22 protein-coding genes are annotated in these 24,470 nt (G+C 37.4%); 16 read left to right on the plus strand and 6 right to left on the minus strand.

Translation table 11 applies throughout. The annotated features are described in order from the left end of the window. Nucleotides 1-247 precede the first annotated feature (247 nt). Nucleotides 248-1,621 (plus strand): diaminobutyrate--2-oxoglutarate transaminase, encoded by a 1,374-nt coding sequence (locus HX124_RS05455; RefSeq protein WP_107006558.1) that lies wholly within the window; start codon nucleotides 248-250, stop codon nucleotides 1,619-1,621. A 3-nt stretch (nucleotides 1,622-1,624) separates the two neighbouring features. Continuing rightward, nucleotides 1,625-3,157, plus strand: coding sequence for a pyridoxal phosphate-dependent decarboxylase family protein (locus tag HX124_RS05460; RefSeq protein ID WP_286382193.1), 1,533 nt, complete (start codon nucleotides 1,625-1,627; stop codon nucleotides 3,155-3,157). Between the two features lie 87 nt (nucleotides 3,158-3,244). Here HX124_RS05460 and HX124_RS05465 read toward each other — a convergent pair whose 3' ends face one another. Continuing rightward, nucleotides 3,245-3,712, minus strand: coding sequence for an Lrp/AsnC family transcriptional regulator (locus tag HX124_RS05465; RefSeq protein WP_286382194.1), 468 nt, complete (start codon nucleotides 3,710-3,712; stop codon nucleotides 3,245-3,247). 130 nt (nucleotides 3,713-3,842) lie between these two features. Here HX124_RS05465 and HX124_RS05470 point away from each other — a divergent pair, with 130 nt between their 5' ends. From HX124_RS05470 to HX124_RS05525, 12 genes are all read left to right on the plus strand, one after another. Beyond that, a complete protein-coding gene (locus tag HX124_RS05470; RefSeq protein ID WP_286382195.1) occupies nucleotides 3,843-5,564 on the plus strand; it encodes an alpha-keto acid decarboxylase family protein in 1,722 nt (573 codons plus the stop codon). 170 nt (nucleotides 5,565-5,734) lie between these two features. Further along, nucleotides 5,735-7,117, plus strand: a complete 1,383-nt coding sequence (locus HX124_RS05475) for an amino acid permease (RefSeq protein WP_286382196.1) — start codon at nucleotides 5,735-5,737, stop codon at nucleotides 7,115-7,117. A 196-nt stretch (nucleotides 7,118-7,313) separates the two neighbouring features. Further along, nucleotides 7,314-8,339: a hypothetical protein gene (locus tag HX124_RS05480; RefSeq protein WP_286382197.1), complete on the plus strand. Its 1,026-nt coding sequence runs from the start codon at nucleotides 7,314-7,316 to the stop codon at nucleotides 8,337-8,339. A gap of 22 nt (nucleotides 8,340-8,361) precedes the next feature. Further along, nucleotides 8,362-8,928 carry a LemA family protein gene (locus HX124_RS05485; protein ID WP_286382198.1) on the plus strand — a complete coding sequence of 189 codons (567 nt, stop codon included), beginning with the start codon at nucleotides 8,362-8,364 and terminating at the stop codon, nucleotides 8,926-8,928. A 198-nt stretch (nucleotides 8,929-9,126) separates the two neighbouring features. Further along, the gene (locus tag HX124_RS05490; protein ID WP_286382199.1) at nucleotides 9,127-10,773 is read left to right on the plus strand and encodes an AMP-binding protein; all 1,647 of its coding nucleotides are present in this window, start codon (nucleotides 9,127-9,129) and stop codon (nucleotides 10,771-10,773) included. Between the two features lie 489 nt (nucleotides 10,774-11,262). Continuing rightward, nucleotides 11,263-12,009 (plus strand): HesA/MoeB/ThiF family protein, encoded by a 747-nt coding sequence (locus HX124_RS05495; RefSeq protein WP_286382273.1) that lies wholly within the window; start codon nucleotides 11,263-11,265, stop codon nucleotides 12,007-12,009. Nucleotides 12,010-12,060: 51 nt separating this feature from the next. Next, a complete protein-coding gene (locus tag HX124_RS05500) occupies nucleotides 12,061-13,359 on the plus strand; it encodes an ABC1 kinase family protein (RefSeq protein ID WP_286382274.1) in 1,299 nt (432 codons plus the stop codon). A 120-nt stretch (nucleotides 13,360-13,479) separates the two neighbouring features. Further along, nucleotides 13,480-13,860 (plus strand): dihydroneopterin aldolase, encoded by a 381-nt coding sequence (gene folB / locus HX124_RS05505; RefSeq protein WP_286382275.1) that lies wholly within the window; start codon nucleotides 13,480-13,482, stop codon nucleotides 13,858-13,860. After that, nucleotides 13,817-14,260 (plus strand): 2-amino-4-hydroxy-6-hydroxymethyldihydropteridine diphosphokinase, encoded by a 444-nt coding sequence (locus tag HX124_RS05510; protein ID WP_286382200.1) that lies wholly within the window; start codon nucleotides 13,817-13,819, stop codon nucleotides 14,258-14,260. The genes folB and HX124_RS05510 overlap by 44 nt, the downstream gene beginning before the upstream one ends. 412 nt (nucleotides 14,261-14,672) lie before the next feature. Beyond that, the gene (locus HX124_RS05515) at nucleotides 14,673-14,849 is read left to right on the plus strand and encodes a hypothetical protein (protein WP_171405049.1); all 177 of its coding nucleotides are present in this window, start codon (nucleotides 14,673-14,675) and stop codon (nucleotides 14,847-14,849) included. Nucleotides 14,850-15,131: 282 nt separating this feature from the next. Next, nucleotides 15,132-16,451 carry an NCS2 family permease gene (locus tag HX124_RS05520; RefSeq protein WP_107006569.1) on the plus strand — a complete coding sequence of 440 codons (1,320 nt, stop codon included), beginning with the start codon at nucleotides 15,132-15,134 and terminating at the stop codon, nucleotides 16,449-16,451. A gap of 84 nt (nucleotides 16,452-16,535) precedes the next feature. Beyond that, complete coding sequence (locus HX124_RS05525) at nucleotides 16,536-17,537, plus strand: adenosine deaminase (protein ID WP_286382201.1); 1,002 nt, start codon at nucleotides 16,536-16,538, stop codon at nucleotides 17,535-17,537. Between the two features lie 116 nt (nucleotides 17,538-17,653). Here the strand turns inward: HX124_RS05525 and HX124_RS05530 are convergent, their stop codons facing one another. Then, nucleotides 17,654-18,208: a cytochrome b gene (locus HX124_RS05530; RefSeq protein ID WP_107006571.1), complete on the minus strand. Its 555-nt coding sequence runs from the start codon at nucleotides 18,206-18,208 to the stop codon at nucleotides 17,654-17,656. Between the two features lie 229 nt (nucleotides 18,209-18,437). Here HX124_RS05530 and HX124_RS05535 point away from each other — a divergent pair, with 229 nt between their 5' ends. Continuing rightward, complete coding sequence (locus HX124_RS05535; protein WP_286382202.1) at nucleotides 18,438-18,818, plus strand: hypothetical protein; 381 nt, start codon at nucleotides 18,438-18,440, stop codon at nucleotides 18,816-18,818. A gap of 61 nt (nucleotides 18,819-18,879) precedes the next feature. Then, nucleotides 18,880-19,452 carry a ribonuclease HII gene (gene rnhB / locus HX124_RS05540; RefSeq protein WP_107006658.1) on the plus strand — a complete coding sequence of 191 codons (573 nt, stop codon included), beginning with the start codon at nucleotides 18,880-18,882 and terminating at the stop codon, nucleotides 19,450-19,452. Nucleotides 19,453-19,541: 89 nt separating this feature from the next. On the opposite strand, the gene csrA is transcribed toward rnhB, so the two are convergent. The 4 genes from csrA to alaS form a co-directional block, all read right to left on the minus strand. Beyond that, nucleotides 19,542-19,802, minus strand: coding sequence for a carbon storage regulator CsrA (gene csrA / locus HX124_RS05545; protein WP_107006573.1), 261 nt, complete (start codon nucleotides 19,800-19,802; stop codon nucleotides 19,542-19,544). Nucleotides 19,803-20,032: 230 nt separating this feature from the next. After that, nucleotides 20,033-21,313 (minus strand): aspartate kinase, encoded by a 1,281-nt coding sequence (locus tag HX124_RS05550; RefSeq protein ID WP_107006574.1) that lies wholly within the window; start codon nucleotides 21,311-21,313, stop codon nucleotides 20,033-20,035. Between the two features lie 25 nt (nucleotides 21,314-21,338). After that, on the minus strand, nucleotides 21,339-21,737 hold the full coding sequence (locus tag HX124_RS05555; protein WP_286382203.1) for a hypothetical protein: 399 nt from the start codon (nucleotides 21,735-21,737) through the stop codon (nucleotides 21,339-21,341). Nucleotides 21,738-21,747: 10 nt separating this feature from the next. Next, on the minus strand, nucleotides 21,748-24,441 hold the full coding sequence (gene alaS / locus HX124_RS05560; protein ID WP_286382204.1) for an alanine--tRNA ligase: 2,694 nt from the start codon (nucleotides 24,439-24,441) through the stop codon (nucleotides 21,748-21,750). Nucleotides 24,442-24,470: the final 29 nt, after the last annotated feature.

Here is a 24,470-nt window from a genome sequence, read left to right on the forward strand (position 1 = left end):
TTTTCTTTGCTTTGTCACATAGTATGATGATAATTCTAGTATAGATATTAATGAGCGTTTTTTTCGATAAACGAATAGACGATAAGTACATAAAAGATATTTATTTTCTTGAAAAAAACTGTATTATCGCGCTCCTAGTGAGGAATATTAAAAGCACTCTAACTAGATTTCTATAAAGCACCGAGTCAAAAGACCACAAGTCCCCCGACTTATTTCTTTCAACCCATATCAGAGATGGTAATTCGATATGAGCGTTACTTCTGTAAATCCTGCTGCCACTTCCACAAACGAATACTACTTGACTCGCCAAAGTCAGATGGAATCGAATGTTCGTAGTTATCCACGTAAATTACCGTTAGCGATAGCGGAAGCACATGGTTGTTGGGTTACCGATGTTGAAGGTACAAAGTACCTCGATTGTTTAGCTGGGGCAGGAACATTGGCTTTAGGCCATAACCATCCTGCGGTGATTAAGAGTATTCAAGACACTTTAGCAAGTGGTCTTCCTTTACATACTTTAGATTTAACAACGCCTTTAAAAGATGCTTTTACTGAGGCATTACTTGAGCAATTACCAGGTGGTAAAGAAGAGTATTGTTTACAGTTCTGTGGTCCATCTGGTGCAGATGGTACAGAAGCAGCGATTAAATTGGCGAAGACCTATACAGGTCGTAGCACAGTAATCAGTTTTTCTGGTGGCTATCATGGGATGACCCATGGTGCACTAGCAATGACGGGTAACTTATCTGCTAAAAATGCGGTGAATGGCTTAATGCCAGGCGTACAATTTATGCCATATCCGCATGAATACCGTTGCCCACTTGGGATTGGCGGTGAAGCAGGTGTAGATGCTTTAACCTATTTCTTCGAAAACTTCATTGAAGATGTCGAAAGTGGTGTAACTAAACCTGCTGCTGTGATTCTTGAAGCGATTCAAGGTGAAGGTGGCGTGGTGACTGCACCTGTAAAATGGTTGCAAAAAATCCGTGAAGTGACTGAGCGTCATAACATCGTGTTAATTCTTGATGAAGTTCAAGCAGGTTTTGCGCGTTCAGGTAAAATGTTTGCATTTGAACATGCAGGTATTGAACCAGATGTTGTTGTGATGTCTAAAGCGGTTGGTGGTAGCTTACCACTTGCTGTATTAGGTATTAAACGTAAGTTTGATGCTTGGCAACCAGCAGGTCACACAGGTACATTCCGTGGTAACCAACTTGCAATGGGTACAGGTTTAGCTTCTTTACAAGTAATTAAAGAGCAAAACTTGGCGAAAAATGCGCAAGAACGTGGTGATTTCTTACAAGCTGAATTGAAAAAATTAGCTGCTGAATTCCCATGTATTGGTAATGTTCGTGGTCGTGGCTTAATGATCGGCGTTGAAATTGTCGATGAACGCAAGCAAGCAGACCATATGGGTTCATTACCTGCAGATTCACAATTGGCTGCTGCAATTCAAACGGCTTGTTTCAACAATAAATTATTGCTTGAAAAAGGCGGTCGTAGCGGTACGGTGATCCGTTTACTTTGCCCATTAATCATTACTCAAGAAGAGTGTGAACAAGCGATTGCACGCTTTAAGAAAGCGGTTGCAGAAGCACTTGTTGCAGTTCGAGGCGCGTAATTTATGGTAGATTTTGCAGAACATCGTAAAGCGTTACTCTGCAATGATGCTCAATCCATTGCTGACTATGAGTCAGCAATGGGTGAGGCGACCAAAGCGGTCGCAGCATGGTTGCAAAACGACAAAATGTATACAGGCGGTAGCATTAAAGAACTTCGTCAAGCGATTTCTTTTAATCCATCTAAAGAAGGTTTAGGACTTCAACAATCGCTTGAGCGTATGGTTGAATTATTCCTAAACAAAAGCTTAAAAGTACATCATCCGCACTCACTAGCGCATTTGCATTGCCCAACGATGGTCACAAGTCAAATCGCTGAAGTGTTGATTAATGCAACGAACCAGTCGATGGATTCTTGGGATCAAAGCCCTGCGGGTTCTTTGATGGAAGTGCAGTTGATTGATTGGCTTCGTCAAAAAGTCGGTTATGGCGCAGGTCAAGCAGGCGTGTTCACTTCAGGTGGTACACAATCTAACTTGATGGGCGTATTACTTGCTCGTGACTGGTGTATTGCCAAGAACTGGAAAGACGAAAACGGTAATCCGTGGTCGGTTCAGCGCGACGGCGTGCCAAATGAAGCAATGCGTAATGTCAAAGTCATTTGTTCTGAAAATGCGCATTTCTCTGTGCAAAAGAATATGGCAATGATGGGCATGGGCTTCCAATCAGTCGTGACTGTTCCTGTCAATGAAAATGCTCAGATGGATGTAGATGCACTGGAAAAAACCATGGCGCATTTGCAAGCTGAAGGCAAAATCGTGGCATGTGTGGTTGCAACTGCTGGTACAACCGATGCAGGTGCAATTGATCCACTGAAACAAATTCGTGAAATCACTACCAAATATGGCGCGTGGATGCATATCGATGCTGCATGGGGTGGTGCATTGATTCTGTCAAATGACTACCGTTCAATGTTAGACGGTATTGAATTATCAGATTCGATCACATTGGATTTCCATAAACATTACTTCCAAAGCATTTCATGTGGTGCATTCTTGTTAAAAGATGAAGCGAACTATCGTTTCATGCATTATGAAGCTGAGTATTTAAACTCTGCTTATGATGAAGAGCATGGTGTTCCAAACTTAGTGTCTAAATCACTACAAACAACTCGTCGTTTCGATGCGTTGAAATTGTGGATGACCATTGAGAACTTAGGTGAAGAGCTTTATGGTTCGATGATCGATCACGGTGTGAAACTCACACGTGAAGTTGCTGATTATATCAATGCAACCGCCGGTCTTGAAATGTTGGTAGATCCACAATTTGCGTCTGTGTTGTTCCGTGTGATTCCAGCAGGTTATCCTGTAGAGTTGCTTGATACACTGAACCAAAACGTTGCAGATGAATTGTTTGCACGTGGTGAAGCAAATATCGGTGTGACTAAAGTTGGCAATGTTCAATCATTGAAAATGACCACTTTAAGTCCAGTTGCAACTTTAGAAAACGTACAGAATTTGCTTGCACTCGTGCTTGCAGAAGCTGACCGTATTAAAGATGCTATTGCGGATGGTAGCTATACCCCTGCAATTGACTAATCATTGTATTCATCAACGAAAAACCCAGTTTTAAAACTGGGTTTTTTGATTTGAAAATGGACGTTTTAGCAACTTGTGTATTTCTCATTAAGTAAATTTAGGTTTCATCATGATCTGATTCTGTTCTTTAAAGTTTTTTAAAACAATGTAAGATTTTATATGTCCAATAAAATCACAAGCCAATAATCGCTCTGTGACAAAATGTGAAAGTTGTTCCAAGTTTTCAGCAACAACCTTGAGCATATAGTCTGCATCTCCACTTAAAGAAAACGCCTCTTGAATTTGATCTTCACATTCAATCAAATCTTGAAAAGCCTGTTTTGATACGGCACCATGCGTACTTAAATTAACATGAACCATTGCCATAACGTTTATTCCGAGTACTTGAGGAAGAATTCGGGCGCTATAACCTAAAATAATGCCTTTTTGTTCTAAGATCTGTCGACGTCTAGAACATTGCGAAGCTGATAATCCAATCGTGTCACCAATTTCTTGATTGGTTAAACGTCCATTGCGTTGTAATGCTTGTATGATTTGCCAATCAAACTTATCCATTGCATAAAATCCTTTTATGATACACAAATCATGCATATTGCAAAAAATCTGTTTCTATTATGCATGAAATATAAAAATGAAATGCAATATTATTTTTATAAAGGGAATAATAATGTAAAGGAAAGTGAATATGTTAATAGAAATTGGTAAATACCTGAATAAACGTTTGCAAGAGCTTGGAATTAAACATGTTTTTGGTGTGCCAGGTGATTTTAATTTATCTTATTTAGAACAGGTTGAAGACGAGAAACAGCTTGATTTTGTTGGGAATTGCAACGAGCTCAATGCCGCTTATGCTGCCGATGGTTATGCACGAATCAACGGTTTTTCTGCGCTTGCAACCACATATGGTGTAGGAGACTTAAGTGCGATCAATGGGATTGCAGGTGCTTATACTGAAAATGTTGCGGTGGTTCATATCTCAGGGATTCCACCTTTGCATGCAGTAAAAAATGGTGCACTTTTACACCATACCTTGGTTGATGGTAATTATGACAATATCATGAACTGTATGCGAGAGTTTACAGTGGCGCAGACCCGTTTAACACCTGCAAATGCAGCCAAAGAAATAGACCGTGTATTGCAACAATGTTTTATCGAAAAACGACCTGTACACATCCAACTTCCATCAGATATTACCCATGTCAAAATACAAGTGGAAGACCAGCCTTTAAATTTTGTTATGCCGAAAAGTGATCCTGAATTACTTGAAAATGCAATTGAAATACTGGCGAGTGCGATTGTGCATGCAAAAAGCCCAGTGCTTTTGATTGATAATGAAGCGCAAATCTTCCAAGTGACGCAGCTTGTTGAAAAATTAGCAAACCAATATGCAATTCCTTATGTGTGTTTAAGCACAGCGAAAAATATTGTTGATGAATCCTCACAATTGTTTGCAGGTGTCTATGTGGGCTCAGCAAGTCAGCAAATCGTCCGTCAATTGGTTGAAAATTCAGATTGTTTAATAGCGATTGGAGCACGATTTACAGATGTGGGTTCTGGGTATTTTACCCATCAAATTAATCCCAAAACGTTTGTAGATATTAAACAGTATGATTTAAATATTTTTGGTCAAAACTTTCCTGCGATTGAATTATCTGAATTGTTGACTGCGCTCTGTCATGCTTTACCGACTCGAAAAGTCCTCAAACCTGTATTAGAGGCAACGCCTTTTGTACCGCAAAGTATTCAAGCTTCACGAAAGCTTTCACATGATATTTTATGGAAATATATTGGTGCATTTTTAAAAGAAAATGATGTGGTCATTGGTGAAGTAGGTACTTCAAATTCTGCTCTATCAGGCATTAGATTGCCGAAAACAGCAAAATACATCGCTCAGCCAATTTGGGGTTCAATAGGTTATACCTTACCAGCATTATTAGGGGCAATGAAAGCAGCACCAAAACGTCGTCATGTTTTGTTTATTGGTGATGGTTCTATACAACTGACCATGCAGGAACTTTCAACGATTATTCGACATGATCTTAAGCCGATTATTTTTGTCATTAATAATGGTGGTTATACCATTGAACGTTTGATCTTAGGAGAAAAAGCAGCTTATAACGACATTCAGAACTGGAAATATACCGAAATGGTTCATGTATTTAATGGGAAAAATACCTATGAAACATGTATCGTGGAAACGGTTTTAGAGCTTGAGCAAGCCTTAGAAAAAATCAATGATCATCAGCATTTATCGTTTATTGAATTAAAACTACCCGCGATGGATGCACCTCTTAGCCTACAAAAATTTGCTGATGTCGTAGCTCGTTATGACTATGGGGATCATGCTTACCAAAAACTAAAAATGCCTGAACAGTATATAAAATGTCAGGATGCGATTTCGTTTTGACGCAAAGAGGAAATGTAGTGGCAGTGCTACATTTCCTCTTCTTTTTTATTTTCCAATTCAAGTTATTTCTAAAATGTGATGCTAATCAAACTATGATCTTTAAGGTATGAGCCGTTAAAGATTATTTCTTCTAAAAAAGTTGTCATGGATACGACAACACAGGAGTTAATATGGAAATTCAGGAAAAAAATACCCTAAAAAAAGAGCTTTCCAATCGTCATATTCAATTGATTGCACTAGGTGGCGCAATCGGAACAGGTTTATTTCTTGGGCTTTCTCAAACCATTAAACTTGCAGGACCTTCAGTATTGTTAGGTTATGCTTTGGCAGGTGTGATTGCATTTTTGATCATGCGACAACTCGGTGAAATGGTCGTACATGAGCCTGTCAGTGGCTCTTTTAGTTATTTTGCCAATAAATATCTAGGTAAAATGGCTGGCTTTATGTCAGGTTGGAATTATTGGGTGTTGTATGTTTTGGTCAGTATGGCAGAACTTTCTGCGATTGGTACATTTATACATTTTTGGTGGCCCGAGATTCCAACATGGTTAACAGCACTTTTCTTTTTTATTTTGATGAATGGGATTAACCTCATTGATGTGAAGTTTTTTGGTGAATCTGAATTTTTATTTTCAATGATTAAAATCGTGGCGATTTTGAGCATGATTGGTTTTGGTGCTTATTTGTTGTTGAGTGGGCAAGCAGGTTCACAGGCAAGTGTGAGCAATCTTTGGCAATTTGGTGGATTTTTCCCCAATGGTATACATGGCTTTATCATGGCTATGGCGATGATTATGTTTGCTTTTGGTGGGCTTGAGTTGATTGGGATTGCGGCGGCAGAAACTAAAAATCCTCAGAAAACCATTCCGAAAGCAGTCAATCAAATTGTATACCGTGTGCTGATTTTTTATGTCGGTGCGATTGGAATTTTACTTTGTTTATATCCATGGAATCAGGTTGCACAAGGCGGTAGTCCATTTGTATTAATTTTCCAATCTTTAAATAGTGGTAGCGTGGCAAATGTTTTAAATTTTGTGGTGTTGATTGCAGCCATCTCAGTTTATAACAGTTGTATTTATTGTAATACACGAATGTTACATGGTTTGGCTGAACAGGGGAATGCACCTAAATTTCTCAAGAAAGTGAATAAACGTGGCATTCCTGTGAATGCTGTTCTATTGTCATCGGCTGTGACAGCACTTTGTGTTTTGATCAACTACATCATGCCAAGCAAAGCGTTTGAGCTTTTAATGATGTTGGTGGTCTCCGCATTGGTGATTAACTGGTTGATGATTTCAATTACACATTTAAAATTTAGAAAAGTGATGTTAAGTACAGGTGAGCAGACTTCATTTAAGAGTTTGTTTGCGCCGTGGTCAAATTATCTCACGATTGCTTTTGTATTCTTTATCTTGATTGTGATGAGTTTTACATCAGATATGCGTATTGCCGTGGTGATGATTCCTGTGTGGTTGATATTTTTAGGGGTTATGTATATGACAAAATATCGTAAAAAAGCCCCAATCATGTCTGAGGTAGGTATTTCTCGCTAAATAAATGTTCTAGACTTGTCGTTAAAGTTTTCCCGAAATTGTTTTGTAGAATCATTTTTTGCAATAATTCGAGTAATTTTTGAGAAACCGAGTTAATCATTTAACTCGGATTTTTTATGTTTATTATTTATCTTTGATCATTCAAAGAATTAAAGCATAATTGTTCATATATTTAAGAATAAATTTTTAGCAGATTATGCCTATTCAAACTGTGAAAACATGGCGGCATGTAACTACAAAACAAAATCAACAGGTGATGAAAAATGTTGCTCGACTATGGAAAATAGGTGAACAAGCAACGTCAACACAAGATATTTTAGATGCATTGCATCCTTGGGGTGAGTGTAAAGATTTATATTTCCATAATTTTATCGCCCATTTGTTAATCGTTTTAGGTGTTTTTATTCTGATTTTTGGTTGGATGATTCATGTTTATATTCCCTATGCTTTGACTTTCTTGGTCGGTCTATTGTGTTTATTTTTAGCTTATTTAATTTATGAATCACGTTCACCAATTGAAGAGGTTATTTATTTTTTAGAGCAACGTATGATCGTGTTGCGTTATGATTTAAATTTTAATCGTGTTCCAAGCTTTTTGCCACAAAGTAGTAACTCACTTTTGGTTATGAGTAAATTAAAACAATCTTTTCCTTTATTTTCAAAGGGAAATGCGACAAATGAAATTACTCAATACATTGCTACAACATGGGAATTTGAACATAAAAAATACCCAGTCTTATTGTTTCATTATTATTACATCAATGAATTGCCAATGAGTCAGTTCAATAAAGATCAGAATAAAATGCAAGGGATACGCAAAGATCAGTGGGGTGTTTTTATTTTTGATATGCCTCGTTTAGGTTTTGCAGTAACTAATCAGCGCCATGCATTTTTTGAACCTTATACACAAAAATGGTCAAACAGTGATATTTTAGTGAATGAAAATCTTAGGATATTTGGGCATGATCAGAATCAACTTGCACGTCATATTAGCCCAATGATGACTTTGAAATTGAGTGATTTTTTTCAATATTATTCAGGTGAAGTTGTATTCCATTTTGCAGAAGATATGTTGTGCTATATGGGAAATCAAAATTTATTTCAGCAATCACAACAGAAACAACAAATTCGTGATATTTCCACACTTCGTGGGCATTTAAGAACTTTTAGGATGCCTGAATATGAAAAATTTAAACGTAGCATGTTAAACTTAATCACATAAACAATGATAAGGAGAATATGAAATGGGGATCATCATTTTTATTGCAATTTTCGTCCTTGTATTTATTTGGGCAGTGACTATTCGTAATAATATTGTTCGTTATTTTAATGCAACCAAACGAGCTTGGGCTGAAGTTGCAAATTTTGAAGTACAAAAAGCCAAAATTTTAGGTAATCTAGAACAAGTTTTGACAAAATATACTGAGTTTGAAAAATCAACTTTAGAAAAGGTCACTGAATTACGTCAACAAATTTTAAATCTCAATTTGAATCATACAGATGTTTCTCAATTGCAACATATTGAAAAGCTCAGTCAAGATTTAATAAAAAATTTAAATGTCGTGGTAGAAAATTATCCTGAACTCAAAGCAGATCAGATTTATCTAAAAATGATGGATGAGATTCAAGAGCAGAATGAAAATGTGGGCGCAGCCATTACGATTTTTAATCGAAATGTTGAAGAATTTAACAATACAATTCAGGTTTTTCCAAACAATTTAATTAATACATTGACCTTATCAAAAAAGGCAATACGTCCATTTTCAGATCCAATTTTGTTGAAAAATTTTGATTATCGACCAAATTTTTAAAATAATAAAATTGCTTTTATTGTTAAATATCCAAAAACTGCATGATCTTTGCGGTGTTTGGAAATTGTTCAATATTTATATTCATGATTATCTATTCCTATCTTTAGAAATGCTCAATGAATGAGCTTTCAAAATAAAAATATGCGAAAAATGTCATAAAAATTATGATGTTTGCACAGGGATTAAAAGGATATTGTCATGAAGACATTAGAACAAGCGCATCAAGATTTTGATTATGAAGCATTGATTTCAAAGAGTTTAGTGGGCACAGCACAAGTACTGAATGCATATATTGAATGTTGTGAACGTTATGTTGGCTCAGACAAAGTTGCTCTGATTTGGCAAGCGAAAGATGGCAGATCTGAACAATGGACCTTTGAGCAACTTGCGGAAGCTTCAGGAAAATTAGCCAATTACTTTAAGCATGTGGGGATTCAAACTGGAGATTGTATTGCAGGTTTATTGCCACGTACGCCTGAGTTATTAATCACTATTTTGGCAACATGGCGAATTGGTGCAATTTATCAGCCTTTATTTACTGCTTTTGAGTCGAAAGCGATAGAGCATCGCCTTGATACTGCCAATACTCAATTGGTTGTGACCAATTCAGAGCAACGAAGTAAATTAAATAATATTGAAGTTGCACAGATTTTGACGGTCTATACAGATCAACCTGAGAAAAAATTTGACCCAGATTTTTGGCAAGAGGTCGATAAACAACATGCAACATTTGAAGCTGTGCAACTTGGTTTTGATGATGATTTTTTAATGATGTTTACCTCAGGAACGACAGGTTTGGCAAAATCTGTTCCTGTTCCTTTAAAGGCAGTTTTGGCATTTAAAGAATATATGTTGCATGCAGTTGGATTAACTGAAGAAGATTCGTTTTGGAATTTAGCTGACCCTGGTTGGGCGTATGGTTTGTATTATGGTATTACAGGTCCATTGGCGTTGGGGCATAGCATCATGATGGATGAGCGTGCATTTAGTGTAGATAATGCCTTGGAAATAATCAAAAAATACAAAGTCAGTAATTTAACAGGTTCACCGACCGCTTTTCGTATGTTTTTTGGCTTTAAAGAAAAATTTGATGCTTCAATTCAAGCGCATTTGCGTGTGGTCAGTAGTGCAGGTGAACCCTTAACGCCTGAAGTGATTCATTGGTTTAAGCAAGATTTAAAGGTCAATATTTTTGATCAGTATGGGCAAACTGAATTGGGAATGGTGATCGGTAATCATCATGCTTTGCAGCATCCAGTGAAGATCGGTTCAGCAGGTTTTGCAAATCCTGGGCATCGTTTTGCTGTACTCAATCAAAAGCATGAAGAAGTCGAACGTGGTGGCATTGGAACATTGGCAATCGACTTTTCACAATCTCCTCTAACATGGTTTAAAGGTTATGGCGGTAATAACCGTAAATCATTTGTTGGGCATTATTATTTAACAGGCGATACGGTCAAACTCAATGAATTAGGTGGGATTGATTTTGTGGGGCGTGCTGATGATGTGATTACAACATCAGGCTATCGTGTAGGTCCTTTTGATGTTGAAAGTACACTTTTAGAATGCGTAGAAGTATTAGAGTCAGCAGTCATTGGTAAACCTGATGTAGAGCGTACTGAAATTGTCAAAGCCTTTGTGGTTTTAAAACCTCAAGTTGCGGCATCGGCTGCGTTAGCCATTCAATTACAAGATTATGTGCGTTCTCGTTTATCTAAGCATTCATATCCACGTGAGATCGAGTTTGTAGAGCGTTTACCAAAAACATCGAGTGGAAAAATTCAGCGTAATTTATTGAAACAACAAGAAATTGCAAAGTTACAGATGATGCAACAAGCCGTTTAAGTGTTTCAGAATTTCTCTAAGCACCCGAAATGGGTGCTTTGATTTCTGAATCTACCCTTTGATTCAAGTCGTAAAACGGTTTTTACAGGTTGACCATTTAATGCGGAAATTGCACACCACATTTGACACATTCAGCAATATGTAAATGTTGCATCTCATATTGAACGAAGTGATGTTTACAAAATAATTGTTTAAACGCTTTAAACATTTGCCATTTACTCCTTTTATAAAAAGATAAAAATGACCTAAATTCATTGAGCGAATGAAGCTGATTTGAATAAATTAGGCTGCTTAAGAAATTATTCTACATTATTTAAAAATATTGTCAAATTTCAATAATTTAAATTTAATTTAATGAGTGCTGAAAGTTAAATCTCCTAATCACAGTAGATCAATTATAATAATACCTCAACTGATCAAGATTCATCTGAAAAGGATATTCCTGTGGTAACAGAACTTGCGCTAGATTTGGAACTCAGTGATGCAGAAATGCATCTTTATTCACGTCAAATACTGCTTGATGGTTGGGATATTGAAGCGCAGGAAAAATTAAAACTTGCCAATGTGCTTATTGTGGGATGTGGCGGAATTGGTTGTACCACTGCTGAATTACTTGCACGTGCAGGTGTAGGGAAAATTACTCTGATTGATGCAGATACAATAGAAATGAGTAATTTACAACGACAAATTGCGTATAGTCAGCAAGATATTGGTTTTTATAAAGCCGAAATTTTGGCGAAACGACTGCAACAAATTAATCCTTTTATACAGGTTGAAAGTATTACAGAAAAACTCGCAGCACAAAATGCTGAGCAACTCATTCATGCTCAAGATTTAGTATTAGATGGTTGTGATAACTTTGAAACTCGCTATTTGGTCAATCAAATATGTACTCAGCATAATATTGCTTTGATTAGTGCTTCTGCGATTGGTTTTCAAGGGCAATTGTTTATGGTGGTAGAGCATTCGGCATGTTATGAGTGTCTATTTCCCAAAGAACAACATGCCAATGAAAGCTTACGCTGTGCTGATACAGGTGTTTTGGCAACGACCCCGAATGTAATGGCGAGTTTGCAAGCACATCATGCACTTTTATATTTGGGTTTAAATCGGATGGCATTGAAACAAAAACTCTTACTTTGGGATGGTTTAACAATGAAACAACGAATTTTAAGCTTTGAAAAAGATCAAGATTGTGCAAACTGTCAGGCAAGCCATACTGCAAATGTCATTTAATTTGCTACACTCAATCCCATTATTTTTATTCTTTGCTTGTACTTAGACATGATGAAAAACAAAATTTTCTTAGATGGACTGCGCTCCGTTGCCCGTGTCGGTGAAACGGCAGTGATTGCAGCAAAAGCAGGCATTAAATATGCCACTGAAAAACCAAGTAATGCAAAATTGATGCGAGAGACTTTCGAGTCTTTAGGCTCAACCTATATTAAACTCGGACAATTTGTTGCGAGTACACCTTCATTATTTCCACGTGAATATGTGGAAGAGTTTCAAGGTTGTCTAGATCAAACGCCTTATTTACCTTTTAGCTATGTGAAAACTGTGTTAGCTGAAGAATTTGCGGGTCGTGATTTGACTGAGATTTTTGCTTCTATTGAAGAAAAGCCTCTAGCTTCAGCCTCTATTGCTCAAGTACACGCAGCAAAACTCGTGACAGGCGAAGATGTTGTCATTAAAGTACAAAAACCAGGTGTAGAAACTATTCTCTATACCGATTTAAATGTCTTGCATTGGGCAACGAAATTGCTTGAAAAAGCGGTGCCTAAAGTAAAATTTGCGTCATTGGCAGATATTGTAGATGAAATCAAAACACGTATGGTACGTGAGGTTGATTTTATTGAAGAAGCCAAAAACTTAGATGATTTTGTGAATTATTTAAATGTTTCACAAAATCAAGCCGCAACTGCACCGAAAGTTTATCACCAATATTCAACACGCCGTGTCTTAACCATGCAGCGTTTATATGGTGTGCCACTGACTGACTTTGAAGTTGTTAAAAAAGTGGCAAAAGATCCATCACAAGTATTAATTACCGCAATGAATACATGGTTTGGTAGTTTAATGATGTGTGAAAGTTTCCATGCCGATTTGCATGCAGGTAACCTGATGTTACTTGAAGATGGTCGTATAGGTTTTATTGATTTTGGTATTGTAGGTCAGTTAAACCCACAAGTATGGACAGCATGTATGGCATTTATGGATGCTTTACAACGTACTGACTATATTTTAATGGCTGAAAATATGCTGAAAATGGGCATGACAGATCAACAAATTGACACCAAAGTACTTGCTGATGATTTGGAGCGTTTATTTGGTGGTGTTTTATTGGCAGATCCACAGCAAATCATGACCTCAAATCCTTCTGACCTCAATGACATTATGTTAGATATGGTGGCAGTAGGCGAGCGCCATGGCATTCGTTTCCCACGTGATTTTGCTTTATTATTTAAGCAAATGTTGTATTTTGATCGTTTTATGCGTGTTCTTGCGCCATATACTGATATTTATGCAGATCAACGTTTGCAAATGGTACAAAATCTAGATCCTGCAACTTTATTGAAGCAGTGATTGAGTGTTCCTTCTTTTAAAATGGAAGTGATAAGGGAGTTTTTTATTAGAAAATTCCCTTAAATATCTCCTTTTTTAAAGAAGGTCTTTTTTTAAATTGAAATAGAGAATTTGAGTGTCATGGATGCAATTATTATTGAAGGTTTGAAAGTTGATACAGTTGTCGGCTGTTTTAATTGGGAGCGACAGATTATTCAACCTTTGATGCTAGATTTGACGATACATACCTCTTTGCAACAAGCGGCAGATTCAGATGAGTTAGTGGATACGCTGAATTATGCAGAGATTTGTGAAATTTCAGCTCAGGTTATTCAAGAGGCTGCCCCAAAATTAATCGAACATGCCGCAAAATTAGTGTTGAATGCACTTTTTACTACCTTTCCTGCAATTGAATCTATTATCATTGTGGTTCGTAAGCCTGCCATTATCCCGCAAGCAAATTCTGTAGGAATTCGTCTTGAACGCCACCGAAATGATTTTCGCCCTAGCACTCGCCAGTAATCATCAACCTAAGTACTATTTTCACAATACTTTTGCTCAAATTTCAACTTTGGGCGAGGTGATCTTTTCCCATATTTACGTTATTCCTTGTCGTGATGGCGTAGGTGCAGAATATTGGAATGCTGCTTGTTTACTAAAAAGTACCTTATCTTTAGATGAAATACAGACGATTTTAAAGAAAATGGAACAGGATTCAGGGCGAGTCAGACCTTCACACCAGATTTCTTTAGATATTGATTTGATTGCATGGGGCAAAGACCTAAGTGCAATGCAATTTAACCCGAAAAAATTACCTTTGGCTTTAGATGTAAAAATACCCATGCGTAATATTTGGGAAAATCCAATTTTTAATCATACAGCTCATCAATATCCGCAAGTTTTTCTTCATTCTTCAGTTTAATTTTCAAAGAATATCTTGATCAATAAATCTATCTTTAGAATATTTGGTTGAGTGACTATTTTTAAGAAAAAATAAAATGTAATCGCTGATCATATTTTATTTTATAGCACAGTGTTTTTATTTTGGTATAATTAAACTATTGTTTGAATGATTATTTTTGTTATTGTTTATTTTATATCTGTGTATTATATCTTGAGTAAGTCGTGTATAAGTATATTTTGAATAGAACTTTTTTATGACTAGTTTATAACTGGAGTGATCTATTTTATAAAATAAGATCAAGCACTTAAATTTATTTCTTTGAGATTGATTTGTAGATCTAAAAATATTCTTTAGAAAATTTAATTAAATTGCAAACTAAATCACATTTTTGGTGTTAAAATAGATGAAAGTCGCTAAGAATAGAAAACTCATGGTCAAGATAATCGTATTATTTTCTCTAAGCTCACTTTTTCTTGTTGGTTATTGGACATATATTGATACCAATAAACGTAAGCAACAAGACATGTTAAAGCTCATTCAAGAAGCCAATAAAAATATTTTATCGGTGGAAAACAATCCGCATAATAATATGAATTATGTGAAATAGTGATTGAATTGGTTATGGTGATTTTGTATTTTTAAAAAATAAATAAACAATATGGTATAATTTGCCAATCATACAAAGATAGAGAATAAGGTAATAATTTTGATTGCCTTAAAACGTAGAAAAAGCTGCATTTTTGCAGCTTTTTTAATTAACGTTATCTTTATTTATCTTGCTACTTTGGTATGTAAATTGAATGTATTCTACATAATACTGTGTGGGATTTTCATTTTTTATGCCTATAACTCTTTTAATGAATAGCTCAATTTTCATAGGGGCTCAACAATGACGACTCCAAATCCTTCTGCGGGTTTGCTTGAACGCTTATTCAAACTCAGTGAGAACAAAACCACGTTCAAAACTGAAATTATTGCAGGTGTAACAACATTTTTAACAATGTGTTACATCATCATTGTGAACCCATTGATCTTATCTGAAACAGGGATGGATCATGGGGCTGTATTTGTTGCAACCTGTTTAGCTGCTGCTATTGGCTGTTTTGTCATGGGGCTAGTTGCTAATTATCCAATCGCACTTGCACCAGGAATGGGCTTAAATGCTTACTTTACTTATTCTGTATGTTTGGGAATGGGTGTGCCTTGGCAAACCGCTTTAGCTGCTGTATTTGTTTCAGGTTTGGTGTTCATTGCAATCAGCATGTTTAAGATCCGTGAAGCGATTGTAAATGCTATTCCGATGTCATTAAAGTTTGCGATTGGTGGCGGTATTGGTTTGTTCCTTGCTTTGGTCGCATTGAAAAATGCAGGTCTTATTGTTGCAAATCAGGCAACTTTAGTGGGTTTAGGTGATTTAAAAAATCCAACTGTTTTATTTGCACTTTTTGGCTTTTTACTGGTTGTTGTCATGCATCATTTTAAAGTGCGTGGTGCAATTATTATCAGTATTTTAGTGGTGACAGCTTTATCGACGGTGATGGGCTATAACGACTATAAAGGTGTGGTGGGGTCAATTCCATCTATTGCACCAACGTTTATGCAAATGGATTTTGAAGGTCTATTTACAGCGAGTTTAATTGGTGTAATTTTCGTATTTTTCTTGGTCGATTTATTTGACTCAACAGGAACTTTGGTTGGGGTTTCTCATCGTGCAGGCTTACTCAAAGATGGTAAATTACCACGTTTGAAAAAAGCACTCTTTGCTGACTCTACAGCAATTGTAGCTGGTGCGGCTTTGGGAACATCTTCAACAACACCTTATATTGAGTCATCAGCAGGGGTTGCTGCGGGTGGTCGTACAGGTTTAACTGCCATTGTGGTCGGTTGTCTGTTCATTGCTTGTTTATTCTTAGCACCTTTAGCACAATCTGTTCCTGGTTTTGCCACTGCACCTGCATTATTGTTTGTTGGTGTGTTGATGATTCAAGGGATTACCAACATTGAATGGGATGATATTACTGAAGCTGTCCCAGCATTTTTAACCATTGTATTTATGCCATTTACCTATTCAATTGCTGATGGTATTGCAATGGGCTTTATTAGCTATGCTTTGGTTAAATTACTCACAGGTAAAGCTGCAACAGTACCTTATATGGTGTGGATTATTGCTCTACTTTGGGTGATTAAATTTGTGTATTTTGGTGGCTAATTCAGCATTTTTTTTAAGGGTGTAAACTCAGTTTGCACCCTTTTTTATTTTCATATTTTAAAAAATTTAGATTGAGGTTTTCATATGAATCAAGCAGAACTCATTCGTGCATTACCAAAAGCAGAGCTACATGTACATATTGAGGGAACTTTTGAGCCAGAACTGATGTTTGCCATTGCTCAACGTAACCGCATTGAAATTCCCTATAAATCTGTAGAGGAAGTCAAGCAGGCGTATAACTTTCATAATTTACAGTCATTTTTAGACATTTATTATGCTGGTGCAAATGTTCTGATTTATGAACAAGATTTTTATGATTTGGCTTGGGCGTATTTTGAAAAATGTGCAGAAGATCATGTTGTACATACAGAAATATTTTTTGACCCTCAAACACATACAGATCGTGGTATCGCTTTTGAAACAGTCATTACTGGACTAAAACGTGCATGTGATGATGCACATGAAAAGTTAAATATTAGTTCGCATCTTATTATGTGTTTTTTACGTCACTTAAGTGAAGATGTGGCATTTGAAACTTTACAACAGGCACTTGCCTATAAAGATCAAATCATTGCGGTAGGGTTAGATTCTAGTGAAGTTGGACATCCACCTTCAAAATTTGAACGTGTTTTTGCCAAAGCACGTGAAGCTGGCTTTCTTGTGGTTGCACATGCAGGTGAGGAAGGTCCAGCAGATTATGTTTGGCAAGCTTTAGATCTGCTTAAAGTCAATCGTATTGATCATGGTGTTCGCTCTGAAGAAGATGAAACTTTAATGCAACGTTTAATTGCTGAAAAAATGCCTTTGACCGTTTGCCCACTGAGCAATTTAAAGTTATGTGTTGTTGATGATATGGCACAGCATAATATTCAGCGTTTACTACAACAAGGCGTAAAAGTGACGGTAAATTCGGATGATCCATCTTATTTTGGGGGATATATGAATGACAATTATTTTGCGATCGCAGAAGCTTTAAATTTAACGACAGAGGAGCTCAAACAGTTGGCTAAAAATGCGTTTGAAGCTTCTTTTATTACAGATGCTGAAAAGAAAATGTGGATTGAACGTATAGATGCATTGATCTAAATGTTGTGTGTTTAATTCTCAAAAGCAGCATTAAGTGATGCTGCTTTTGACTATTTTATAAAGATTGGGTTATTTAAACTGTATATCTTAGCGCATAAGAAATATGGAAAATAGATTTAATCTTTTTGGCGAGTCATACTACGTAAAACATTATCTTTATCAACAAAATGATGCTTTAATGCTGCTGCGATATGACCAACTAAAAGTAAACCTGCTGCCCAAGAAAGATAAATATGTAATGGTTTTACAATGTCCATCAAGTCTGGATTGTCCTGAACTAATCTTGGAATTTCAAATAAATATAAAACAGGAACAGGGTGTCCTGCACTCCAACTAAATAAACAACCTGTAATCGGGAGAGCCAACAACATAAAATAAAGTGCTAAATGACCTAAATGAGCCAGTGTTTTCATCATCGGCGACATGGTGTCAGGGAGTGCAGGCGTAGGGTGTGTATAGCGCCAAAATATACGAATAATCACTAAAAAAAGAATGGTTGACGCAATATTTTTATGAAAAGTGATGACATCACCTTTAAAGCTACCATCAGCTTCATAGCTTAAAAAATTACCACTATAAAAGCCAATGAACCAAGCACTAATGAAAATAATTGCCATAATCCAATGTAGCCATTGAGCTGTTCTTGTGTAATACATTTTATTTTGTGACATTGCTAAAATTACATATTTGCAGGGAGTCTATATCCTAGCGAATTTTTAAATGCGATACCTATGTTAATTTTGCAACGATAGAGCACTAATTTTGCAACGCTGTTTGAAAAAGTGTACGCTTTCTAAACAAATAGCCTTTCGTTACAAGAATACGTTCAAGATAGAGTTTTCTCGGTCAAAGAGTTTGGGCACAATATGCCCACGAAATTTTCATAAAAAGGAAAACACTGTGAAAAAATTGATTGCAACACTTGCGCCTATCGCTTTAGTTTTGACAGCATGTGCATCAACGACAGGCACAACGGGGAATACAGCAGCAACGACTACACAGCAATTGGGTACTGCTGCATTAAAAATTGCAATTAATGCGAAATGTACAACTGAACTGAATAATTTACCTGCTTGGCAAACGGCAACAAAGTTAATGACTACTGAGCAAAAAAACAATGTTCAAGGTGAAATTTGTGGCTGTGTGAGCGACAAGGCACCGCAAAGTGTAACAGCAGTAGACTTAGCAACGGCTGCAATTGACCCTCAAGCAAGAGCAACGATTGTATCAAATGCTGTGACGAAAACGATCAATGCGTGTGTAGCAGAAGCTGTAAAATAATTTGTGTTATACTTTATAGAGGCTGACTTGTTCAGCCTCTTTTTTTGTGGGTGAATATATGATGTTAATTGCTGGTGTTGATGAGGCTGGGCGTGGACCTTTAGTGGGGTCTGTGGTTGCAGCGGCTGTAATTTTAGATCCAAATAATCCAATTGAAGGCTTAAATGACTCTAAAAAAATAAGTGAAAAGAAACGTGAAAAGTTATTTATTGAGATTAAGGAAAAGGCGTTAGCTTGGGCAATTGCAGAAGCTTCACATACAGAAATTGATGAACTTAATATTTTACAAGCCTCATTATTAGCGATGCGAAGAGCTGTTGAGGCTTTGAATATAAAACCTGAACATGTATTGGTTGATGGCAATAAAGTACCACAAGGCTTAACCATGAGTTGTGATGCGATTGTTGGAGGTGATGCTTTACATGCAGAAATTTCTGCTGCAAGTATTTTAGCTAAAGTGACAAGAGATCATGACATGGTCGCACTTGATGAAAAATATCCTCAATATGGTTTTGCTAAACATAAAGGTTATCCAACCAAAGCGCATTTTGAAGCGATTGAAGAACATGGTGTGATTGATCAACACCGCCGTAGTTATGCACCTGTAAAAAAAGCATTAGGCTTAGTTGAATAGTTTATCTAAAAAGTAATGTATTTTTCTTTCTTATTATAAATTTAAAGCGGCCTCTTGAGCCGCTTTATACTTTCCAAATTAGCAATAACTTAGCGATTAAAGTTATTGTTATTTTGAGAGTAGTTATCATCTTCAAACGAAGGTTGATAATCTTGATCAATATGTTGAAGATGTTCGTGCATCGCACGTTCGTGCTGGATACGCTGGTAAATTTCTTCACGATGGACAGAAACTTCTTTAGGCGCATTAACACCAATACGAACTTGATTACCTTTGACACCAAGCACAGTTACACTGACTTGATCTCCAATCATTAATGTTTCTCCGACACGACGGGTCAGAATCAGCATGTTTATCTCCTTGCAAAACGCTAAACCTGCAATGAATTTCTTTAGAAAGCAACTTTGAAAACAGAGAGCATTTTAACAGAATAATGTGATCAAGTTTTCACTTTAAATCACTCTGATGAAATTTTTTACAACCTCAGAGCTTAATATAACAGAGCCACTATAAAAAACTATAGTGGCTCCGTCATTTTGTAGGGCAAAATTGCCAATAAATTGTCAATTTTGTTCAAATATTAAGCACGTGTGCTAGATTCACCATGTTCACGGTCTAAACCGAAAGCAGTATGAAGTGTGCGAACAGCAAGTTCTAAGTAATTTTCTTCGATAATGACAGAAATTTTGATCTCAGAAGTTGAAATCATTAGGATGTTAATGCCTTCATCTGCAAGCGCAGTAAACATTTTACTTGCAACACCTGCATGTGAGCGCATACCTACACCCACGATCGAAACTTTAACGATGTCATCACGAGTAGCAACTTCACGCGCATTAATTGCTTTTGCTGTATCTTCTAAGATTGCTTTGGCTTTTTTAAGTTCGCCACGGTTAACCGTAAATGTAAAGTCAGTTGTACCGTCTTCTTCAACGTTTTGGATAATCATATCCACTTCAACATTTGCAGAACCAATCGGAGACAAAATTTTAGATGCAATACCTGGCTCATCAGGTACACCTAAAATAGTTAATTTTGCTTCGTCACGATTAAATGCGATACCTGAAATAATAGGATTTTCCATGTTGTCTTCCGCTTCAGTGGTGATTAGTGTCCCAACGTTTTTCTTAAATTCTTCGTCGAATGCGCCATCATCGTCATTATCAAAACTTGATAATACGCGTAAAGGCACTTGGTATTTTCCAGCAAATTCAACTGAACGAATTTGTAGAACTTTAGAACCAAGTGATGCCATTTCAAGCATTTCTTCAAATGAAATACGATCAACTTTTTTGGCTTTTGGTGCAACACGAGGGTCAGTGGTATAAACACCGTCTACATCAGTATAGATTTGGCATTCATCAGCTTTTAACGCTGCTGCAAGTGCAACACCTGTTGTATCTGAGCCACCACGACCTAAAGTAGTCGTATTGCCTTGTTCGTCTACACCTTGGAAACCAGCAACAACAATGACATTGCCAGCATCTAAAAGTGAAGTCATAACTTCTGTGTCAATTGACTCAATACGTGCTTTGGTAAATGAGTTGTCTGTTTTAATCCCAACTTGGCGACCTGTTAGTGATTGTGCAGAAACTCCAATAGAGTTTAGCGCCATCGCTAACATAGAAATCGTTACCTGTTCACCAGTAGACACCATTTGGTCTAACTCGCGTGGGTCTGGGGTTTCGGTAATGGCTTTCGCTAAAGCCAATAAGCGGTTGGTTTCACCACTCATTGCAGAAACAACCACAACCACCTTGTGACCATGATCATGCCAACGCTTTATACGACGAGCTACATTTAAAATGCGCTCGGGAGTCCCCATTGAGGTACCGCCATATTTTTGAACGATTAATGCCATAACTTTCCTTACCAAGTAAATAAGTCTAACGACTTAAAGCACTTACACATATTTGAAAACCAGACTTTGCTGGATGTTTCAAAATACCACGTAGCTCGTAAATTTCCCCTTTGTTTAAAGTAGGAAGTTCATATCGATACTTTGTGTCAGAGAGGCGAGTTGCTTTAACTTGCCCCTTTGGACTCCATAATTGCAATCCTGTGAATGGCTTAGAATCTAAACGAATAAATTCTAATGTTACAGGCTGCTTAATATAGATTCGATTGTAAAGTTCAGTTTTTACAATCTTCTTTTCAACATAATCAAAAGGCATAAACTCACAATAAGGCAAGGCTTTGCTCGGAACATGTAATTGATAATACGTACCCGCAAAAAGCATTGGGCTGAATAAAACTAAACAACAAAATACGAGCCTTGTCATCATGTGAGTGACCTTATTTTGCAGCAATCCACGCAGATAATTCTGTCATTACGCGATCAAACTGCTCATTCAATGGTGCGCCACCTTGAGCAAGGTCTGGTTTACCGCCACCTTTACCACCCAATTCAGTTGCTAAGTGTTTAATAATGTCGCCTGCTTTAATATTGGCAGTAAAATCTTTCGCGACTGAGGCAATCAAACTCACTTTATCGCCATCTACACCTGCAATCACAATAACTGCATTATCAAGTTTAGATTTGACACTGTCATGAAGGTGACGGACTGATTTTGCATCTTGACCTTGTACAGTTGCGATCAAGGTTTGACGACCAGCGATATCCTGAACTTGACCAATAAGATCAGAAGCTTGGAAGTTTGCCAGTTTTTGATTCAGTTGCTCAATTTGTTTTTGCAATTGATGCGCTGTTTCTACAGTTGCTTCAACTTTCTCAACCGTTTGATCTTTTTGTGCTTTGAGCAAATCATTGATGTGAACAATATCAGCATCCACTTTTTGAACCACTTCAAGCGCTTTCGTACCTGTCACTGCTTCGATACGACGTACACCCGCAGCAACACCACCTTCAGATGTGATTTTGAATAGACCAATATCACCTGTACGTTTTACGTGAATACCACCACAAAGTTCGATCGAGAAGTTTTTCTCATCTTTTGTTGTACCCATAGAGAGTACACGTACTTCGTCACCGTATTTTTCGCCAAACAGCATCATTGCGCCTTTTTCTTTGGCAGCATCAATATCAAGCAGTTCGGTAGAAACGGCAGTGTTGGCAATCACTTCAGCATTGACAATACGTTCAATTTGCTGAATTTGTGCAAATGAAACAGGTTGGTCATTGGCAAAGTCAAAACGTAAAATATCAGATGCAACCAAAGAACCTTTTTGTTGTACGTGCTCGCCAAGAACTTGACGTAGCGCCGCATGAAGAAGATGAGTCGCAGAGTGGTTACGCGCTGTTGCATCACGGATATCTGCTTTTACAATCGCTTCAACTGCTTGAGTCGCTTTTAAGCTTCCCATTGTCACGATACCTTGATGGACAAATGCACCACCAGATTTTTTAGTATCTTGAACTTCGAAAATACCTGTATCGTTTTTGAAGATACCTGTATCGCCGATTTGACCACCGCTTTCCGCATAGAAAGGCGTTTGATTCAATACGATTAAAGCTTCATCGCCTTCAACAACTTCATTAACCTGTTCACCATCTTTATAGATTGCAACAATTTGACCTTGACCTTGAGTGGCATCATAGCCGTCAAATTGAGTTTCGCCTTCAACGTTAACGATTGCGTTGTAGTCTACAGAGAATTTACCTGCATCACGTGCACGTTGGCGTTGCGCTGCCATTTCAACTTCAAAACCAGCTTCGTCGATTTCTAATTCACGTTCACGTGCGATGTCTGCGGTTAAGTCTGTTGGGAAGCCGTAAGTGTCATAAAGTTTAAATACAGTCGCACCAGCAATGACTTTACCTTTAAGGTTTGCTAATTCACCTTCAAGCAATTTCAAACCTTGTTCAAGTGTTTTAGCAAAGAGTTCTTCTTCACGGATCAAGGCATTTTCAATGACTTGACGACGTTCAACCAATTCAGGATAAGCTTCGCCCATGACATTAATCAAAGGTTGCAACATTTTGTAGAAGAATGTGCCTGTTGCGCCCATTTTATTACCATGACGTACAGCACGGCGAATAATGCGACGGAGTACATAGCCACGACCTTCGTTTGAAGGATTCACGCCATCTGCAATGAGGAAACAGCAAGAACGTGCATGGTCTGCAACAACCTTAAGCGAGGCAGGGTATTCAACTGGTTTATTATTGGCTTGAGCTGTTGCAACAGCCTCTGTCATATCGACACCGATAATTTCGGCAGCATCTTTAAGTAAGTTTTGGAATAAATCGATTTCGTAGTTTGAGTTTACATGTTGTAAAACAGCAGAAATACGCTCTAAGCCCATACCTGTATCTACAGAAGGTGCGGGAAGATTATGCAATACACCATCCGCAGTACGGTTGAACTGCATGAAGACGTTGTTCCAAATTTCAATGAAACGGTCGCCATCTTCTTCAGGTGTGCCCGGTAAACCACCCCAAATGTGGTCGCCATGGTCAAAGAAGATTTCAGAACAAGGACCACAAGGACCTGTGTCACCCATTGCCCAGAAGTTATCTGATGCGTATTTTTCGCCTTTGTTGTCACCGATACGGATGATACGGCTTGCATCTAGACCAATTTCTTTGTTCCAGATGTCAAATGCTTCGTCATCTGTATGGTAAACAGTGGCATAAAGTTTGTCTTTAGGGAGTGCTAGCCATTCTTCGCCAGTCAAAAAGTCCCAAGCAAAACGAATGGCATCACGTTTAAAGTAATCACCAAAAGAGAAGTTACCTAACATTTCAAAGAAAGTATGGTGACGTGCTGTATAACCAACATTATCTAAATCGTTGTGTTTACCGCCTGCACGCACACATTTTTGTGATGTCGTAGCACGAACGTAGTCACGCTTTTCAAGACCGAGGAAACAGTCTTTGAATTGGTTCATCCCTGCATTGGTGAAAAGCAGAGTGGGATCATTGGCGGGTACAAGTGAACTCGACGCGACACGTGTATGTCCTTGCGATTCAAAGTAACGCAAAAATGCTTCACGTATTTCAGCAGTTGTCATAAAACGAGTACTCACAACCAAGTCACTCCTCAATTTTCGTATTG

Source organism: Acinetobacter sp. 226-1, from assembly GCF_030329325.1.
In the GTDB taxonomy this organism is placed as follows: domain Bacteria; phylum Pseudomonadota; class Gammaproteobacteria; order Pseudomonadales; family Moraxellaceae; genus Acinetobacter; species Acinetobacter sichuanensis.

Bases quoted from the DNA above. Each gene is read 5' to 3' on its own strand.
- HX124_RS05455 (WP_107006558.1), top strand. From the start codon at position 248: ATGAGCGTTACTTCTGTAAATCCTGCTGCCACTTCCACAAACGAATAC.
- HX124_RS05460 (WP_286382193.1), top strand. From the start codon at position 1,625: ATGGTAGATTTTGCAGAACATCGTAAAGCGTTACTCTGCAATGATGCT.
- HX124_RS05465 (WP_286382194.1), bottom strand. From the start codon at position 3,712: ATGGATAAGTTTGATTGGCAAATCATACAAGCATTACAACGCAATGGA.
- HX124_RS05470 (WP_286382195.1), top strand. From the start codon at position 3,843: ATGTTAATAGAAATTGGTAAATACCTGAATAAACGTTTGCAAGAGCTT.
- HX124_RS05475 (WP_286382196.1), top strand. From the start codon at position 5,735: ATGGAAATTCAGGAAAAAAATACCCTAAAAAAAGAGCTTTCCAATCGT.
- HX124_RS05480 (WP_286382197.1), top strand. From the start codon at position 7,314: ATGCCTATTCAAACTGTGAAAACATGGCGGCATGTAACTACAAAACAA.
- HX124_RS05485 (WP_286382198.1), top strand. From the start codon at position 8,362: ATGGGGATCATCATTTTTATTGCAATTTTCGTCCTTGTATTTATTTGG.
- HX124_RS05490 (WP_286382199.1), top strand. From the start codon at position 9,127: ATGAAGACATTAGAACAAGCGCATCAAGATTTTGATTATGAAGCATTG.
- HX124_RS05495 (WP_286382273.1), top strand. From the start codon at position 11,263: ATGCATCTTTATTCACGTCAAATACTGCTTGATGGTTGGGATATTGAA.
- HX124_RS05500 (WP_286382274.1), top strand. From the start codon at position 12,061: ATGAAAAACAAAATTTTCTTAGATGGACTGCGCTCCGTTGCCCGTGTC.
- folB (WP_286382275.1), top strand. From the start codon at position 13,480: ATGGATGCAATTATTATTGAAGGTTTGAAAGTTGATACAGTTGTCGGC.
- HX124_RS05515 (WP_171405049.1), top strand. From the start codon at position 14,673: ATGGTCAAGATAATCGTATTATTTTCTCTAAGCTCACTTTTTCTTGTT.
- HX124_RS05520 (WP_107006569.1), top strand. From the start codon at position 15,132: ATGACGACTCCAAATCCTTCTGCGGGTTTGCTTGAACGCTTATTCAAA.
- HX124_RS05525 (WP_286382201.1), top strand. From the start codon at position 16,536: ATGAATCAAGCAGAACTCATTCGTGCATTACCAAAAGCAGAGCTACAT.
- HX124_RS05530 (WP_107006571.1), bottom strand. From the start codon at position 18,208: ATGTCACAAAATAAAATGTATTACACAAGAACAGCTCAATGGCTACAT.
- rnhB (WP_107006658.1), top strand. From the start codon at position 18,880: ATGTTAATTGCTGGTGTTGATGAGGCTGGGCGTGGACCTTTAGTGGGG.
- csrA (WP_107006573.1), bottom strand. From the start codon at position 19,802: ATGCTGATTCTGACCCGTCGTGTCGGAGAAACATTAATGATTGGAGAT.
- HX124_RS05550 (WP_107006574.1), bottom strand. From the start codon at position 21,313: ATGGCATTAATCGTTCAAAAATATGGCGGTACCTCAATGGGGACTCCC.
- HX124_RS05555 (WP_286382203.1), bottom strand. From the start codon at position 21,737: ATGATGACAAGGCTCGTATTTTGTTGTTTAGTTTTATTCAGCCCAATG.